Source organism: Granulibacter bethesdensis (genome assembly GCF_001889525.1).
GTDB classification, from domain to species: Bacteria; Pseudomonadota; Alphaproteobacteria; order Acetobacterales; family Acetobacteraceae; genus Granulibacter; species Granulibacter bethesdensis_C.
Map to the genome: position 1 here is coordinate 1 of NZ_CP018192.1, position 17212 is coordinate 17212.

The 17212-nt window shown below is 57.1% G+C and carries 14 protein-coding genes; 7 read left to right on the forward strand and 7 right to left on the reverse strand.

Annotated elements, in window-relative coordinates; all coding sequences use genetic code 11:
- Nucleotides 1–153: 153 nt before the first annotated feature.
- The gene (locus tag GbCGDNIH6_RS00005; RefSeq protein WP_232449848.1) at nt 154–1575 is read left to right on the forward strand and encodes an MFS transporter; all 1422 of its coding nucleotides are present in this window, start codon (nt 154–156) and stop codon (nt 1573–1575) included.
- Nucleotides 1576–1591: 16 nt separating this feature from the next.
- Here GbCGDNIH6_RS00005 and hemE read toward each other — a convergent pair whose 3' ends face one another.
- The gene (gene hemE, locus GbCGDNIH6_RS00010; RefSeq protein WP_072562399.1) at nt 1592–2623 is read right to left on the reverse strand and encodes a uroporphyrinogen decarboxylase; all 1032 of its coding nucleotides are present in this window, start codon (nt 2621–2623) and stop codon (nt 1592–1594) included.
- 371 nt (nt 2624–2994) lie between these two features.
- Between hemE and GbCGDNIH6_RS00015 the strand changes: the two genes are divergently transcribed.
- The 5 genes from GbCGDNIH6_RS00015 to holA all read left to right on the forward strand — a co-directional run bounded on the left by GbCGDNIH6_RS00015 (nt 2995) and on the right by holA (nt 8895).
- Complete coding sequence (locus GbCGDNIH6_RS00015; protein WP_072562400.1) at nt 2995–3846, forward strand: pyruvate, water dikinase regulatory protein; 852 nt, start codon at nt 2995–2997, stop codon at nt 3844–3846.
- A gap of 45 nt (nt 3847–3891) precedes the next feature.
- Nucleotides 3892–4485, forward strand: coding sequence for a Maf family protein (locus GbCGDNIH6_RS00020; RefSeq protein WP_072562401.1), 594 nt, complete (start codon nt 3892–3894; stop codon nt 4483–4485).
- A 66-nt stretch (nt 4486–4551) separates the two neighbouring features.
- Nucleotides 4552–7179 (forward strand): leucine--tRNA ligase, encoded by a 2628-nt coding sequence (gene leuS, locus GbCGDNIH6_RS00025; RefSeq protein ID WP_072562402.1) that lies wholly within the window; start codon nt 4552–4554, stop codon nt 7177–7179.
- A 117-nt stretch (nt 7180–7296) separates the two neighbouring features.
- On the forward strand, nt 7297–7857 hold the full coding sequence (gene lptE, locus GbCGDNIH6_RS00030) for an LPS assembly lipoprotein LptE (protein ID WP_072562403.1): 561 nt from the start codon (nt 7297–7299) through the stop codon (nt 7855–7857).
- Between the two features lie 12 nt (nt 7858–7869).
- A complete protein-coding gene (holA, locus tag GbCGDNIH6_RS00035; protein WP_072562404.1) occupies nt 7870–8895 on the forward strand; it encodes a DNA polymerase III subunit delta in 1026 nt (341 codons plus the stop codon).
- A gap of 10 nt (nt 8896–8905) precedes the next feature.
- Here the strand turns inward: holA and GbCGDNIH6_RS00040 are convergent, their stop codons facing one another.
- The 6 genes from GbCGDNIH6_RS00040 to GbCGDNIH6_RS00065 form a co-directional block, all read right to left on the reverse strand.
- A complete protein-coding gene (locus GbCGDNIH6_RS00040) occupies nt 8906–9772 on the reverse strand; it encodes a ParB/RepB/Spo0J family partition protein (RefSeq protein WP_072562405.1) in 867 nt (288 codons plus the stop codon).
- Nucleotides 9769–10611 carry a ParA family protein gene (locus GbCGDNIH6_RS00045; RefSeq protein WP_072564177.1) on the reverse strand — a complete coding sequence of 281 codons (843 nt, stop codon included), beginning with the start codon at nt 10609–10611 and terminating at the stop codon, nt 9769–9771. Before GbCGDNIH6_RS00045 ends, GbCGDNIH6_RS00040 begins: the two co-directional genes overlap by 4 nt.
- Nucleotides 10612–10675: 64 nt before the next feature.
- Entirely contained in the window at nt 10676–11320 is a 645-nt protein-coding gene (gene rsmG, locus GbCGDNIH6_RS00050) for a 16S rRNA (guanine(527)-N(7))-methyltransferase RsmG (protein WP_408874808.1), read from the reverse strand.
- Nucleotides 11308–13197, reverse strand: a complete 1890-nt coding sequence (mnmG, locus tag GbCGDNIH6_RS00055; protein ID WP_072562406.1) for a tRNA uridine-5-carboxymethylaminomethyl(34) synthesis enzyme MnmG — start codon at nt 13195–13197, stop codon at nt 11308–11310. The genes rsmG and mnmG overlap by 13 nt, the downstream gene beginning before the upstream one ends.
- A 40-nt stretch (nt 13198–13237) precedes the next feature.
- On the reverse strand, nt 13238–14560 hold the full coding sequence (gene mnmE, locus GbCGDNIH6_RS00060) for a tRNA uridine-5-carboxymethylaminomethyl(34) synthesis GTPase MnmE (protein ID WP_072562407.1): 1323 nt from the start codon (nt 14558–14560) through the stop codon (nt 13238–13240).
- Complete coding sequence (locus GbCGDNIH6_RS00065) at nt 14557–14955, reverse strand: (2Fe-2S) ferredoxin domain-containing protein (RefSeq protein WP_232449852.1); 399 nt, start codon at nt 14953–14955, stop codon at nt 14557–14559. Before GbCGDNIH6_RS00065 ends, mnmE begins: the two co-directional genes overlap by 4 nt.
- Nucleotides 14956–15165: 210 nt before the next feature.
- Here GbCGDNIH6_RS00065 and GbCGDNIH6_RS00070 point away from each other — a divergent pair, with 210 nt between their 5' ends.
- Nucleotides 15166–17190 carry a thioredoxin domain-containing protein gene (locus GbCGDNIH6_RS00070; RefSeq protein WP_157692279.1) on the forward strand — a complete coding sequence of 675 codons (2025 nt, stop codon included), beginning with the start codon at nt 15166–15168 and terminating at the stop codon, nt 17188–17190.
- Nucleotides 17191–17212: the final 22 nt, after the last annotated feature.

A 17212-nucleotide genomic window follows, 5' to 3' on the forward strand; every position in this document is an offset into this window, starting at 1 on the left:
GATTCATCGACAATGGTGCGACAGGGCCGGCCATCACAAAGCCGGGAACAAGGAGATATAACAGAGCCGGGTACACAGGGCAGAGGCTGGATGCAAGCCCGCCATGTGCGCCACCGGCGTTTTCACCACAGCTGGGCAGTTCATAAAGACCCTATGACCCAGCCACGCTCTTCCCGGCCAGTATCATCGAGAATACTGGCGCTCATCGTCTCCGCTGCGCTGTTCATGGAGTTGATGGACGGAACCATTCTGGCCACAGCCCTGCCCCAGATGGCGCAGAGTTTTGACGTTGCCCCCCTGCAAATGAGCGTGGCGCTGACGGCTTATCTCCTCAGCCTGGCAGTGTTCATCCCTGCATCGGGCTGGATGGCGGATCGCTTCGGCAGTCGCCGGATTTTCATGGGAGCCATTGCCTTGTTCGTAACCGGCTCGATGGTCTGTGGCATGGCAAATGCCCTGCCGGAAATGGTCATCGCCCGGCTGGTGCAGGGTGCGGGCGGGGCCATGATGGTGCCGGTAGGACGGCTGTTACTGTTACGGAACGTGCCGCGCCATGAGCTGGTCTCCGCTATTGCGTGGATGACCATTCCGGCCACATTGGGGCCTATTCTGGGGCCGCCGGTCGGGGGGTTTTTCACGACATGGCTGTCATGGCGCTGGATTTTCTACATCAATCTGCCCATCGGATTGATTGGCATGGGTCTTGCGGCACGGTTTGTTCCCAATGTGACTGAGGCAGAGCTTCGTCCGCTTGATGTCAAGGGACTTTTGCTTTCAGGAACTGCCCTGGCCTGTCTGTTATGGGCCATGGAAACGCTCGGCAGAGGCCCGTCAGGCACAGATGGAAGGGCTCTGTCCAGCGCCGCCATTCTGACCCTGATCGGATTTGGCAGCGGATGGCTGTATCTGCGCCATAGCAGGACTATCCCTCATCCGATCCTCAACCCGATGCTGATGCGTATCCGTACCTTCCGATTATCGGTATTGGGAGGCGCGTGCAGCCGGGTGGTGGCAGGAGCCATGCCGTTCCTGCTGCCCATGACGATGCAGCTCGGCATGGGCATGAGTGCCGCTGAAAGCGGATCACTGACCTTTGTCGGCGCTGCCGGTTCACTGTTGATCAGGCCATGGGCCGCCAGAATTTTACGCCGTTTTGGATTCCGGCGCGTGATGATCTGGAATGGCGCCCTGTCCAGTATGGCCGTGTTGCTCTGTGCGACATTTCAGCCATCATGGCCGCATGGATGGTTTTTTCTGGTGCTGGCTCCAGCCGGGCTGTTTCAGGCGCTTCAGTTCATTGCCTACAATACCATCGCCTATGCTGATGTCCCGCGTGAACGGATGAGTGAGGCCACCAGCTTCTACACGACGTTTCAGCAGATGACGCTGTCGGCCGGTATCTGTATTGCCGGTATCTCCGTCAGCCTTTCCATGCTGGCAGGGCCACGTGCGCAGCCCGATATGACTGATTTCGCAACTGGCTTCGTTACCATTGCCGCCATTTCGGCGCTGGCCATTCTCTGCGCATCCCGTCTCAACACCACGGATGGGCAAGATCTGAGTAGAAAAGCCTGACCTTGCCCGGCCCGTTTCAGATTTTTCTGATCAGGTTCAACAATTCGGCCACATGCTCCGGCGGTGTCTGTGGCACAATGCCATGGCCAAGATTGAAGATATGCGGATGTCCCGCCATAGCCTGACGAATCGAGGATACTTCATGCCTCATGGCCTCTCCGCCCGCGAGTAGAGCCAAGGGATCGAGATTGCCTTGCAGCGCTATTTCCGCGGGCACCATTTTGCGCGCCATAGCCGGATCAACAGAAGTATCCATCCCAACCGCATTGACCCCGGTTTCTGAAGCATAATTCTGTAGCAATGTGCCAGCCAGCCTTGGAAAGCCGATCACCGGCACCGATGGATAGCGTGCTTTCAGCGCCGCAGTGATCTGGCGCGCCGGTGCAGTCACCCAACGGGCAAAACTGAGCGGAGACAGTAAACCGGCCCAGCTGTCGAACAGCATCAGCACTTCCGCCCCTGCTTTGACCTGCGCTGACAGATAAATGATGGTTGCTTCTGTCAGGCGGGCGATCAGACGGTCAAAAGCCTCGGGATTTGTGTAGGCGAAATGCCGGGTGCGGGGGAATTCTTTAGCACCCCCTCCATCGACCATGTAGCAGGAGACGGTAAACGGAGCGCCGGCAAACCCGATCAGTGTTGTTTCAGGATGCTGCTGCTGAAGCTGTTCCCGAACCCGTGTGACGGTTTCGATAATCGGTGCAATCCGCGGGATGAGCTGGCTGAAATCCAATCGGTCGATATCGGCTTCTTCAAGTTTCGGTAGTATGGGCCCTTCACCCTCGGCAAAATGCAGTCCGTAGCCCAAAGCCCATGGCAACATCAGAATATCGCTGAACAGAATGGCTGCATCCATTCCGAAACGGCGAATAGGTTGCAAGGTCACTTCCGCTGCCCATTCGGGATGGGTGGCAAGACCGAGAAAGCTGCCCGCTTTTGCTCTGACCTCCCGATATTCGGGCAGATACCGACCTGCCTGACGCATCAGCCAGACGGGAGGAACAGGGAGTACTTCACCACGGAGCACGCGCAGGATCGGTTTGTTCATAAGACCTGCTTAAAAAGGATAAAGAAGAAAAGGAAAAGAGAGGGGAGTAGATAGAACCCTGTGGATAACGTGGTACCCGGAATCCAGATTTTACTACGTACTTTATCCACACCGAAAGATGCGTTTAAGTAACTGATAGATAAAGTGAAATAGCATTTATCCAGAAAACTTTTCACATGGGTGTACGATTCATGCCCAGTACCTCTGATTCGTGAGCTTGTCCCCTTGTTTCGATACGCATGGTTTGCGACCTTGGCGGAAAGAGGGGTTATCCCCGTTACTACGGTAATTCACGACGGTCATTCAGGGCCGCACCTTCCGGACAGCACGCTGCTTGAGGATGGGCGGAGACAGGAAAATGGATTCGGGTCATGACCACACATCGCATGAATCTGCATCTGGTCTCCGATGCCACCGGAGAAACGCTTAATTCTATCGCCCGGGCCACTGTCTCTCAGTTTGAGCATGCACAGATCATCTATCATCGCTGGTCGCTGATCCGGACCCGTTTTCAGCTTCATCGTGTTCTGGAAGGGATTGAGGCTGAACCCGGCCCGGTCCTGTCAACGCTGATAGAGCCGGGCTTGCGTAGTGAGCTGGAGAATTTCTGTTCGCGGATCGGCATTGCGGTGGTGCATGTGCTGGACCCGGTTCTGTCCTTGCTGCAACACCATATCGGGGAACAGGCAATAGCCCGACCCGGTCGCCAGTATGTGCTGGATGCCGATTATTTTCGCCGGATCGATGCCATGCATTTTGTGTTGGCTCATGATGATGGCCAGGCTCAGGTCGGGATCAATGAGGCCGATCTGTGTCTGGTCGGGGTATCACGATCCTCTAAAACGCCGACCTCGTTCTATCTTGCCAATCGCGGGGTCAAGGCAGCCAATATTCCGCTGGTTCCCGGCTTGCCGGAACCGCCCGGTCTGGAAGCGCCCATTGTACCCGTGATTGGCTTGACCATCGATCCTGAAGCCCTGATCGAAATTCGCCGCCACCGGCTCAAACTGATCGGTGGCCAGCCGAATGTGCAGCAGAATACCGCTTATGTTGATCTGGAGTCCGTCAAGGCCGAATTGATCTGGGCGCGGCGTCTCTGTGCGCGGAAAGGCTGGCCAGTGATTGATGTCACCAGGCGTTCGATCGAGGAAACGGCGGCTACCGTGCTGCAACTGGTGGAGGCATGGCATGAACGGCGGCGGTCCTTGCCTCCTGGTGGCTAGCCGCGCCATAGCCGGATCCTTCATCTGTCAGGACGGAGCCATGTCATGAAGCTGATTCTTGCCAGCGCCTCTTCTGCCCGGCGGGCCATGCTCGCACAGGCGGGAATTGATGCGGACAGCATCCCGGCTGCTGTTGATGAAGATATGGTAAAGCAATCCATGCGGGCTGAAGGCGCTTCTGCCGCGGAGACGGCGACAGCTCTGGCCCATCTGAAGGCTGAGCGGATTTCGCGGCGCTATCCGGATTCTGTGGTCATCGGGTCCGATCAGCTGTTGGTCTGTGAAGACGCATGGTTCGACAAGGCCCCTGATCTGGAAAGTGCTCGCGCCCGGTTGCTGGATTTTCGGGGCAGGGCGCATCATCTCGTCACCTCGGTGGTCTGTGCCAAAGGGGGCAGCCGTATCTGGCATCACGTCGAGACGCCCTGCCTGCATATGCGCCGCTTCAGCGAGGATTTCCTGAACTGGTATCTGGCACACGAGGGGGAGGCACTGCTGGGCAGTGTCGGGTGCTATCGGCTGGAAGGACCGGGTATCCAGTTGTTCGATCGTATCGAGGGTGATTATTTTTCCATTCTTGGCATGCCTTTGCTGCCCTTGCTGGGCTTTCTGCGGCAGCATCAGGCTTTGACGGTATAGGAGGAAACCAGAGAGTCCTCAGGGTTTCCCTTGTCAAGAAAACGGCTGTGAGGAATACAGCCGTTTATGACCGACAGCATCACCGATCTCCAGAGCGATCAGCGCCCGGACCGTTCCTATGACTTTGCTGGCGCCGAACGGCGCTGGCAGTTGGCCTGGACCGAGCGGGCCTGCTTTACCGTTCCTGATGTGCCCGATCCGGGTACCAGAACCTATTATGTCCTTGAAATGTTCCCGTATCCCAGTGGGCAGATCCATATGGGGCATGTGCGTAATTATACGCTTGGGGATGTGGTGGCACGTTACAAGCGTGCTCAGGGCTATCAGGTGTTGCATCCCATGGGATGGGATGCGTTCGGATTGCCGGCCGAGAATGCGGCGCGGGAACGCGGTGTGCATCCGGGGGAGTGGACCTGGAACAATATCGCCGCCATGCGTGGTGAATTGCAGCGCATGGGTCTGTCCATCACCTGGGAACGCGAATTCGCCACCTGTGACCCTTCCTATTATGGCCATCAGCAGGCCCTGTTTCTCGATTTTTTGAAAAAAAATCTGGTGGAGCGCCGGGAGAGCTGGGTCAACTGGGATCCGGTCGATGAAACCGTGCTGGCCAATGAACAGGTCATCGACGGCAAAGGCTGGCGCTCTGGCGCGCCGGTAGAGCGGAAGAAGTTGTCGCAGTGGTTCCTGCGTATCACCGACTATGCTGAAGAATTGCTGGCAGGGCTGGATCAGCTCGATCGTTGGCCCGAGCGTGTCAGGGTCATGCAGTCGCGCTGGATCGGTCGCAGTGAAGGAGCCAGGCTCCGTTTTCCATTGGTCGAGCCGCTGGGTGATCAGCGTGAGATCGAAGTTTATACCACCCGCCCTGACACGCTGTATGGCATGTCATTCGTGGCTATTGCTGCGGATCATCCTGTTGCGGCAGCACTGGCGGCACATAATCCTGCTCTGGCTGCTTTCGTGGCTGAATGCCGCTCTCTTGGCACCAGTGAAGCTGCCATTGAAGCCGCCGAGAAACGCGGCTTCGATACTGGCTTAAGGGTCAGGCATCCTTTCTGTGACGAGACCTTCCCGGTCTGGATCGCAAATTTCGTGCTGATGGATTACGGCACCGGCGCAGTCTTCGGCTGCCCGGCACATGATCAGCGCGATCTGGATTTCGCCCGCAAGTATGATCTCTCTGTCACGCCGGTGGTTTTGCCATCTGATCAGGATGCGACCAGCTTCACGATCGGCAGGAAGGCTTATGACGGAGATGGCATTCTTTTTAACTCCGGACCTTTTGATGGGCTGACCCCGGATGCGGCCAGACGGGAAGCCATTATCCGGCTGGAAGCGATGGGTTGGGGGCAGGGTGTCACCAATTGGCGTCTGCGGGATTGGGGTGTCAGTCGACAGCGTTACTGGGGCTGCCCCATTCCTGTCATCCATTGCGATCATTGTGGTCCGGTTCCGGTGCCCGCCGATCAGCTGCCCGTTACTTTGCCCGAGGATGTGACCTTTGACCGTCCCGGCAACCCGCTGGATCATCATCCAAGCTGGAAGCATGTGACCTGCCCCTCCTGTGGTGCGGCAGCCGTGCGAGAGACCGATACTTTCGATACCTTTGTCGACAGCTCCTGGTATTTCGCACGGTTTGCCAGCCCTCATGCGAATGTGCCTGTCCTCAAGGAAGCGGCGCAAAACTGGTTGCCGGTTGATCAGTATATTGGCGGGATTGAGCATGCCATCCTGCATCTGCTCTATGCCCGGTTCTTCACCCGGGCCATGGCCGATACCGGCCATGTACCCGTCAGAGAGCCGTTTGCCGGGCTGTTCACGCAGGGCATGGTGACGCATGAAAGCTATCGTGCTGCCGATGGACGCTGGCTTTCGCCAGTCGAGGTTACTCGTCATGGCGAGACGGTGGTCGAGACGGCAACCGGGGAACCGGTTCAGGTCGGTCGCGGTGAGAAAATGTCCAAATCCAAGCGCAATACCGTGGCACCGGGAGAAATCTTCGATCGCTACGGAGCCGATGCGGCGCGTTGGTTTATTCTCTCTGACAACCCGCCGGAGCGGGATATGGAGTGGACCGATGCCGGGGCTGTCGGTGCGTACCGATTTGTCCAGCGCCTCTATCGTCTGGCCGAGGCGGTTGCACGCACCGCAAAGGAGGAAACAAACCGGGATGATGCCTCGTCCGATGCGGCGATGACGTTACGGCGTATGACCCACCGTACGGTGGCGGCCGTGACAGAGGCACTGGAGGGGTTCAACTTCAACGTTGCTGTGGCGCGGGTTTATGAATTCGCCAATGCTCTGACCGAAGCAGAAAAGAAGGCTGGCGAGCCGGGCATGACAGCGGCCCGGGTTGAGGCCATCACCCTGCTGTCACGAATCATCGCACCGATGATGCCGCATCTGGCAGAGGAAATGGCCGCACTGATCGAACAGGGGCCGAAGCTGGTTGCCGAGCAGGTCTGGCCATCTGCCGATCCTGCGCTGCTGGTGGTGCAGTCGGTCACCATAGCGATTCAGGTCATGGGCAAATTGCGCGCCACTCTGGACATTTCCCCCGATGCTGATCAGGACAGTGTCATTGCGCAGGCCGAAGCTGATCCGAATGTGATGCGGGCGCTGGAAGGAAAGCGCGTCGTCAAGCGCATCTATGTTCCCAACCGCATCGTCAATTTCGTCATTGCCGGATAGGGTTCACAGGGTTGGGTAGCGGTCCGTCTGCGCGGTTGGCCGCAAAGAGGGAAAAGCTTTGATCCACGGGCTTGTCTGACGCACACAGACAGGCCCGTGTGGGATAGGGAAAAGACCATGGACCTGAAACGCCGCACGCTACTGTCACTGGGTGGGTTGCTGCTGCTGCCTGGTTGTGGGTGGCATGCTGTCTATGCGCCGGGCAAGGACGGTGCCCTTTCCCCTGTTCAGGAGCAGCTCAGAGCTATCTCGGTGGCGCTGATCAGTGATCATAACGGCGTGCTGCTGCGTCAGGCATTGCAGAATCGCTTCGATTATACAGGCGGAAGCAAACTTCCTCGCTATGAGCTGTCGGTTTTTTATACCGTTAATAACGAGAGTGCCGGGATCATGCCCGATAACTCGACCACCCGGCTCAGGATGCATGGGATCGCCAACTGGACCCTGACGGCTGACGATCTGAAAAAAACGATTTTGACCAAAGGACGTGCTTACACACTCGATGGCATTGATCTGTCGAATGGTCAGTTCTTTGCCATGGATATCAATTCGGAAACGGTCCTGCGCCGTATGGCTGAGGAACTTGCCAACCAGATTACGCTTGATCTTGCCCAGTATTTCGAAAAAAAACAGGCAGATGAAGCAATAAAGCCCGTTGCTTCAGACAGCAAAGGCTGAGGTCCAGCCTGCATGAAATTTGATGCACGTCAGGCGGAAGCATTTTTGCGTCAGCCTGATCAGGCTGTGCGGGCTGTGCTGCTTTACGGGGATGATCATGGTTTGGTCCGTGAGCGCGGGACCAGCCTGACACGGCTGGTGGCAGGGCAGATTGATGATCCTTTTCGTGTTATCGAACTGGCCGCGGAACAGGCGGCCGATCTTCTCAATGAAATGGCGGGTCTGTCTCTGACGGGTGGCCGTCGTGTCATCAGAATCAGGGAAGCGGCCGACATTTTCGCTGCTCCCCTGCAGGCCGGTCTGGAGAGGCAGGGGGAAGCGCTGGTCATTCTGGAAGCAGGAACATTGACGCCACGTTCCAGGCTTCGTGTGCTGGCTGAGAAAATGGCCAGTGCGGCCTCTATTGCCTGCTATCCGGATGAAGGCAGAAGCCTGTCCCAGACCATTCAGGACTCTTTGGCCCGGGATCGTGTTTCCATTGAGGCTGATGCGCTGAAATGGCTCTGCGATCATCTGGGGGCTGATCGTGCCCTGACGCGGCGTGAAATCGACAAGCTTGCCCTGTATGTCGGTCAGGATGGAACCGCGACGATAGAGGCAGCACAGGCCTGTATTGGTGACCTCGCCGGATTATCACTGGAAGATGCACTGTATGCGTCTGTCATCGGTGACATTGCAGGCGCTGAACGAGCCCTGTCGCTGGCTCTGGCGGAGGGTACGACCTCGATTGCCGTGGTCAGAATGGCGCTTCAGCATATGCAGCGGCTTCGCAAGCTTCGTGCGGTGATGCAGGAAAACGGAACAAGCGCCGCTGAGGCTGTCAGGCAGGCAAAGCCTCCGGTTTTCTTCAAACGGGCCCCTGCTTTTACGAAGGCTCTGACGCTCTGGCGGGATGAGATGCTGGCCGCGATCTGCGACATGCTTTGGCAGGCCGAGAAAGCCTGTAAGCAGAGCGGTGCCCCTGATGAGATCATCTGTCGTCAGGCGGTGATGAGTATCGCTCTGCGGGCACGTCAGGCTGCTGCCAGAGGGGTTTAACAGGGGGGGGTTAACGGGTCAGCAGGGTGATCAGGCCATCCAATTGATCAAGTGATTTGTAGCGGATACGGACATCTCCAGTCTGCCCATCATAGGTGACGGTGACTTTCAGCCCCAGATGATTGCTGAGGTCGCGTTCCAGAACAGCAATTTCGGGATCACGACGGGCGGCTCTTTCCTGCGCCGTAGCAGGAGGAGCGTTTTTGCGTGCAACCAGTTGCTCTGTCTGCCGCACATTAAGGCCTTTTGCCAGCACCGTCAGCATGGCTGTTGCCGGATCGGCATGCGACAGCAAGGCTCTGGCATGGCCTGCGCTGAGAGCACCTTTTTTGACTTCATGCAGGACGGGGGAAGGTAAATTGAGCAGCCGCAGTGTATTGGCGATATGGCTGCGGGATTTGCCGACCGCATCGCCCAGTTTTTCCTGTGTCAGGCCGAATTCTTCGGACAGGCGGCGATAGCCTTCTGCTTCTTCAACGGCATTGAGATCCTGCCTTTGCAGGTTCTCAACCAGGGCTGCGGCCATGGCATCGCTGTCGGACAGGGCACGCACCAGCACAGGCACTTCATGAAGCCCGGCTGCCTGAGCGGCCCGCCAGCGGCGTTCACCGGCGATGATCTGGTAACGTCCGGCAAGATCGGGATCGGGTCTGGCCAGCAAGGGTTGCAGGATGCCTCTGGCACGAACGGATTCCGTCAACTCGGCCAAGGCAGCCGGTTCAATGGTTCCCCGTGGTTGAAAGGGGCTTGGGGCAAGCAGTTCCACCGCCAGCATGGCGATATCAGGATGACGGCGCTCCGTATCCTGTGTCGGTAGATCATCGCCCAACAAAGCTGCCAATCCACGGCCCAGCCGCGCTTGGGGGGATTTTGTCATACCGCTTTCGTCCCTGCCTTGCGTTCACGCTTCAGTAACTCGTCTGCCAGCTGAACATAAGCCTGCGCACCGGAGGATTTGCTGTCGTAGAGCAGCACCGGCTTGCCATGGCTCGGCGCTTCAGAGAGGCGGATATTGCGCGGAATCACGGTGTCATAGACTTTGGCACCGAAAAATCCTCTTGCATCCGCCGCGACCAGTTCTGACAGGTTATTACGCCGATCGAACATCGTCAGCACAATCCCTTCCAGCTCTAGAGCCGGATTGAGCGCTCGTCGCACAGCTTGAACCGTACGATTAAGCTGAGTGACGCCTTCCAGAGCGAAGAACTCGCATTGCAGGGGTACCAGCACCGAATCTGCTGCGACAAGCGCATTCAATGTGAGCAAACCAAGGCTGGGCGGGCAGTCAATCAACACGTGATCGAAAGAAAGTTCAGGGGCTTGGTCAGCATTTTTGAGAGCGTCCAGCGCCTCTTTCAACCTGTACTCACGGCGGTTCTGGGCGACCAGCTCCACTTCAGTGCCGGCCAGATCAGTTTCTGCCACGATCAGAAACAGGTTGGGGACAATGCTTGTGCGTATGACATCAGCCGCTTTGTGGCTACCCATCAACACGGCATAGGAACCATGGCCACGCTGATTGCGGGGGATGCCGAGACCGGTGGACGCATTGCCCTGAGAGTCGAGGTCGATCAACAGTACCCGCTCTCCGGTTTCAGCGAGCGCGGTGGCCAGATTGATCGCCGTCGTGGTTTTGCCGACCCCACCTTTCTGGTTGGCAATAGCGAGAATTTTCGGTCGCGTTTTGCTGTTGGTTATCACCGGAGAGGAAGGAATCTCTGTTGATTCGGAGACCTGCCCGGAGGGTTTTTTCAATGCCCGAAAGGGGCTTTTCGGTTTCTCAGACACGAGAAATTTCGTCTATCCGTAAAATGGAAGCCTCGGGATGAGTGCGGCTTGGGCTCAGTTGTACGCGCATGTGCCACTCTGTCGCGGCCTCCGTCAATTCTTGCTCTGCTGTTTTTCCCTTCATGAAAAGGGCAACGCCGTTTTTGCTGAGCAAGCGTGAGGCATAACCAAGCAGCAGGTTCAGGGGAGCAAGCGCCCGGGCGGTCAGAACCGGGGCGGGAGCAATATTACATTGTTCGATCCGGCAGGCATGAACGGTGACATTGGTTGACTCTGTGGCTCTGGCGGCTTCGCGCAGAAAAGCCGCCTTGCGCTGGTCTGCTTCCACCAGATGGGTTTCGCGGCCAGTAGCAATCGCCAGAACCAGGCCAGGCAATCCACCGCCGGAGCCAATATCGATCAGAGGTCCAGGTAATGGTTCCAGCAGAGGCAGTAGTTGAAGCGAGTCTGTGATGTGACGATCCCGAATATGCTCCACATCATTCCGGCTGACCAGATTAACTGTGCGGGTCCAGCGTGTCAGCAGCGACTCATACAGGGCAAGTTTTTCCTGTGTTTCACGTGAAACAACTGATCCGGCCGGTAGGAGAGTACGGATGATCTGACAGTGAGGATTGGGTTGTTTCACGTGAAACACTGCTTGCGACGAACGAAATGGCTGATGGCTGCGAGGGCAGCCGGGGTCATGCCTTCCATCCGGGAGGCTGCTCCCAATGAGGTGGGACGAAGGGATTGAAGTTTATCCCGAATTTCAGCGGATAAACCGCCAATAGCGCTGTAATCGATATGATCGCTCAGTAAAATCGTATCCTCCTGTTGCAGGACACGGCGTTCTTTATCCTGCCGGGACAGGTAGCCGGAATAGGCCCCCTCGATTTCCAGTTGTTCCCGCACGCGTGGATCAAGATCGTGCAGCCAGGGAAAGGCCTGCTTCAATTTTTGATCCTGTTCAGGATCAGAACCGATTAAAGAGAGCAGAGAACGGCGGCGGCCATCCTGTCGCACGGTAATCCCCATCTGCTGCAACTGGACAGGTGTCAGTGTATCCTGAGCAGCCAGCGTCAAAGCGTCGTTCATGGCCTGATCATAGGCAGCAAAGGCCTTCCATCGTTCGGCGCTGACACAGCCTGCTTGCCGACCCCAACGGGTCAGGCGACGATCGGCATTATCTGCCCGCAGGGTCAGGCGGAATTCTGAGCGCGATGTGAACATGCGATAAGGTTCAGTGACGCCATGCGTGGTGAGATCGTCAATCAGAACACCGATATAGGCCTGAGACCGGTCGAGCGTAACACTATCCAATCCCCGCGCTTTCCGGGCTGCGTTCAACCCGGCCATCAGCCCTTGTGCACCAGCCTCTTCATAGCCGGTCGTACCATTGATCTGCCCGGCCAGAAACAGCCCCGGTAATTCCTTCAGCTCCAGAGAGGGACGCAAGGAGCGAGGATCAACGAAATCATACTCCACTGCGTAACCGGGCCTGATAATTATGGCATTATGCAGGCCAGGCATGGAATGAAGCAGGGCTTCTTGCACCTTGGCTGGCAGGCTGGTGGAGATGCCGTTGGGATAGACGGTAAAATCATCCAGCCCCTCCGGTTCCAGAAACACCTGATGGCGGGTCTTATCGGGAAAGCGGACGACCTTGTCCTCAATAGAAGGGCAATAGCGAGGCCCTTTGCCACTCAGCATGCCACCATAGACCGCGGATCGGTGCAGATTGTCGCGGATGATCTGATGGGTATCTGCGGTGGTCTCCGAGATGCGGCAGGATATCTGTGGCAGATCAATGTGATGGTTCAGGGTACTGAACGGGGTCGGCGGATTTTCTCCACGATCTTCCGGGAGATCCTCCCATGCGATGCTGCGGCGGTCGATACGGGGCGGTGTGCCAGTTTTTAGCCGACCCATACGGAGATTAAGCTCATCCAGCCGTTTTGCCAGACCGATAGACGGTGCTTCCCCCACACGTCCGGCCTCGGATCGCTGTTCACCGCAATGGATCACGCCCCGCAGAAAGGTACCAGTTGTCAAAACCACGGCAGAGGCAGGCAGACGCCGCCCATCCTGCAAAATAACACCCTGCACGGTCTGTTGTGTGCCGGAGCTGGTGATCAGATCCTCAACCGATCCTTCAATAATGGACAGGTGGGGAGTGGCATGAAGAATAGTCTGAACGGCTTTTCTATAGAGCTTCCGATCCGCCTGGGCGCGAGGACCGCGTACGGCTGGTCCTTTGCTCCGGTTCAGCATTTTGAAATGAATGCAGGCCTGGTCGATCGCGCGTCCCATAATTCCGTCCAGCGCGTCGATTTCCCGCACGAGATGCCCCTTGCCTATACCGCCAATGGCAGGATTGCAGGACATTTCACCAATCGTTGCTGCCTGATGCGTGACCAGGGCCGTGATGGCTCCGGTACGGGCTGCCGCTGCTGCTGCTTCGCAGCCTGCATGTCCTCCTCCGACCACGATCACATCGTAGGCTGCCGGGGCGGGATGGTCAGAGCTATTCATAAGGCATCAATCCTGTCGGGCACGCTACAAAGGGTGGGCACTACTTTCCTATACAAAAACTGGAAAAGACGTGGTCCAGAATTTGTTCGACCCCGATCTGTCCAGTGATTCTGCCAACAGCCTGACGGGCGAGCCTGATCTCTTCGGCGCGTAATTCTTCCAGCGGGGCTGATTCGGCATCCTCCAGATGCTGGATCGCATCTTGCAGGGCAGCCCGATGGCGTGCCCGTGTCAAAGGTGCTCCGGTGGCATGGGATGTCAGCGCCCGTGCTTCCGCTTCCAGCATCGTTTTCAGCCTCTGCATCCCGTCCCCTGTCAGCGTGCTGACCAACACAATGTCTGGTGATGAAGGGAGTGTATATGGAAGATCAGATTTCGTGCCGATCATCAAGGATCGTGCCTCTGATAATCCCGGCCATTGATCCGCTGAGAAATCAGACTCGGTTGCTGTTGAGATATCGACGGTCCTTAGCACGAGATCGGCACTTTCAGCCCGGGCCAAAGCACGACGGACTCCCTCAGCCTCAATACTGTCGGCGCTGTCCCGTAAACCGGCTGTGTCTATCAGTGTAACCGGAACGCCTGCCAGAATCAGACGGACTTCGATCGTATCCCGCGTTGTGCCGGGCTGTGAGGAAACAATGGCCGCATCTCGTCTCACCAGACTGTTCAGCAGGCTGGATTTGCCGGCATTCGGTTTGCCGAGAATGGTAAAGGTCAGCCCCTCACGCAGTTTTTCCGCTTTTGCGCCTTCGCTGAGTGCCTGAGCCATTTCCTGACGAAGCAGGAGCAGGTCGGTCCGTAAGGCAGCATCCACTTCAGCCGGTAAATCCTCGTCTGGAAAGTCGATCAGCGTTTCCTGCCAGGCCAACAATTTTGTCAGCGTTGCGGTCCATGCCTCCAACTGACGGCTCAGACCACCATCCAATTGCTGCAGGGCCTGACGACGCTGGGCGCTGGTTTCTGCGTCGATCAGGTCAGCAACGGCTTCTGCTTCAGTCAGATCAAGCTTGCCATTGAGGAAGGCACGACGTGTAAATTCACCCGCTTCTGCCGGTCTTAATCCAAGATCGACCAGCGCGTCAGCTATCCCTTCAATCACGGCATTGCCGCCATGAAGATGCAGTTCAGCACAGTCTTCGCCGGTGAAGCTGCCGGGACCAGCAAACCAGATGACGATGCCCTGATCCAGTATCTCCCCACTCCGGTTTCTCAGTTTCCGCAGGCTGCTTCTTCGTTGCGGGGGCAGGGCTCCGCAGAGATGAAGTACCGTATCCTGTGTTGCGGGACCGCTGATCCGTATCACCGCGATGGCGGCGCGACCTGCACCGGAGGCCAGCGCGAAAATCGTCTCCTGACTCATTGGTGAGCCGTTTCGGCAGGCAGCATCAGCTCAGGTACTCGCTCTCCCTGACAAACATGGCGCATCAGGATTTGATCGATATCCTCGGTAGAGGAAATGGTATACCAGATACCTTCTGGATAGATGACCAGACAGGGGCCCTGTTCACATCGATCAAGGCATCCGGCTGTGTTTATACGCAGACTTGGCATTGTGAATCCTGTCAGACTCATCTCCTTTGCTCTGGCCTTCATATAATCCCGCAGTTTTTCAGATCCTTTTGCAGCGCAGGAGCCACGTGGATGATCGTCCGGGCGACGGTTGCAACAAACGAACAGATGGATATCGAAGTAAAGCGGTGGATCGGTTTCCATCCTGTGGCCTGTCATTCCAGCGGTCACAGATTGATCACTCATCGGAAACACCTTTTGTCAGCCATGGAGCAGCGACGGATATGACCGTTCTGACGGATTCTATAAAGCTGCTTGCGTACGAATATCAGTGTGCCAATCTCGCTATTGTAACGGCACTTGATGCATTCGCCCCTGTATGGTGTTTCACGTGAAACACCCGATCCTGCCTCGCCATAGACGATCTGCCGTGCAAGCCTCATGACAGTATATGGGATGATGATGACCGTCGCGCCAAACCGTAACCATCTCTCTGAAGCGCTGTCCCCCTATCTGTTGCAGCATGCGGATAATCCTGTTCACTGGTTACCTTGGGGTACACAAGCCCTGGAACATGCCCGAAAAACGGACAGGCCCATTCTGCTGTCCATTGGCTATGCGGCCTGTCACTGGTGTCATGTCATGGCGCATGAAAGCTTCGAAGATCAGGCAACCGCCGATGAGATGAATAACGCTTTCATCTGCATCAAGGTCGATCGGGAGGAGCGTCCGGATATTGACCATATCTACATGTCGGCGCTGCACGCGATGGGACAGCAGGGCGGCTGGCCATTGACCATGTTTCTAACCCCCGAGGGTCAACCTTTCTGGGGAGGTACGTATTTCCCCCCGGAGCCGCGTTTCGGCAGACCTTCATTCCGGCAGGTACTCGCGGCCATCAGGGATGCATGGGCCAACAGAAGATCGGCGATTGAACAGAATCTCGGGCAATTGACGCGCGCCATGAACCGCCTCTCGGAAACGGCAGCCGGGCCGGAGGTCGATGTATTATTGCTGAATGCGATCGATGCAGCCCTTCTACGCAACCTGGACCCGGAGAAAGGCGGTTTCACCGGGGCCCCCAAATTCCCGAATGCGCCGGTATTCCGTTTTTTCTGGCAGGAATTCCATCGCACTGGTCGCCCTGAACTGTCCGACGCTATGCACGCGGTTCTGAGCCATATGGCGCGCGGCGGCATATACGATCATCTGGGTGGCGGCTTTGCCCGCTATTCAACCGATGCTGAGTGGCTGGTGCCGCATTTCGAGAAAATGGCCTACGATAACGGCCAGATTCTGGAGCTGTTGTCTTTGGGATATGCGCAGAATCCCACACCACTTTATGTGCGCTGTATCGAGGAAACGATTGCTTGGCTGATCAGGGACATGTCCGTTCCGGTCGAGGGGAGCGGCACTGCCTTCGCGGCGTCCGAGGATGCGGATAGTGAGGGCGAGGAAGGCCGGTTCTATATATGGCGTGAGAATGAAATAGATGCCCTGTTGGGAGAGGCCGCAATCGGCTTTAAACAGGCCTTCGATGTCACCCGGGAAGGCAACTGGGAGGGCCACACGATTCTGCGACGCCTTACCATATCGCCGGAGGCTGATGCTGAAAGTTGGGCACAGGAGCGCAGAATTCTGTTCCAGTCACGGGAAAACCGTCCCCGCCCCGGTCGTGATGACAAGGTGCTGGCTGATTGGAACGGACTGGTCATCGTCGGATTGGTCAGGGCTGCCATTGCGCTGAACCGTGCAGACTGGTTATCCGCGGCGGAAAGCGCCTATGAAGCGGTCAGGGCTGCACTGGGGTCGGAGGATGGACGAATTGCACATGCATGGCGTCTGGGCCGGATCGCTGCGGCCGGCTTGCTGGATGATCAGGCCTCCATGATCCGCGCCGCCCTCTCCTTGTATGAGGCAACAGGGCAGGAGCGTTACCTGTCTGATGCTGTTACCCTCGCCCAGTCTGCCCGATCCTTTTTCAGCTCTGAAACCGGTGCGTTTTATACAACGGCCCATGATGCTGATGACGTTCCTCTGACCCGGCCCTGTACAGCGAGCGACAATGCCGTTCCGTCCGGCAATGGCATGATGGCTGATGCGCTGGCCCGGCTTTATCATCTCACCGGCGAGCAGAGATGGTATGAGGCTGCTTCCGGTCTGATCCGTGCCTTTACCGGACGACCGCAAAGTCTGGCATCTTCACCTTATCTGTTGATGGCGGCAGATCTGCTGACGCGCGGAACGCTGGTGAGCATTCATGGGCAGGCTGATGATCCACATCTTCAGTCCATGGTCAGGGAGGTGCTGGCGCTTGGCGATCCTTCCGTGCTGGTGTGCCGAAAGCCTCTGCATGCTGCTCCTGACAGGCAGACAGACCATGTCGCTCAAACGTTTTTCGTGCTGGTCTGTAGGCAGACTCTATGCAGCGCACCGCTGACAACGCTGGATGCGGTCAAAGCTGCCATCAGCGCCTCATGAATGACGTTATCCACGATACCGC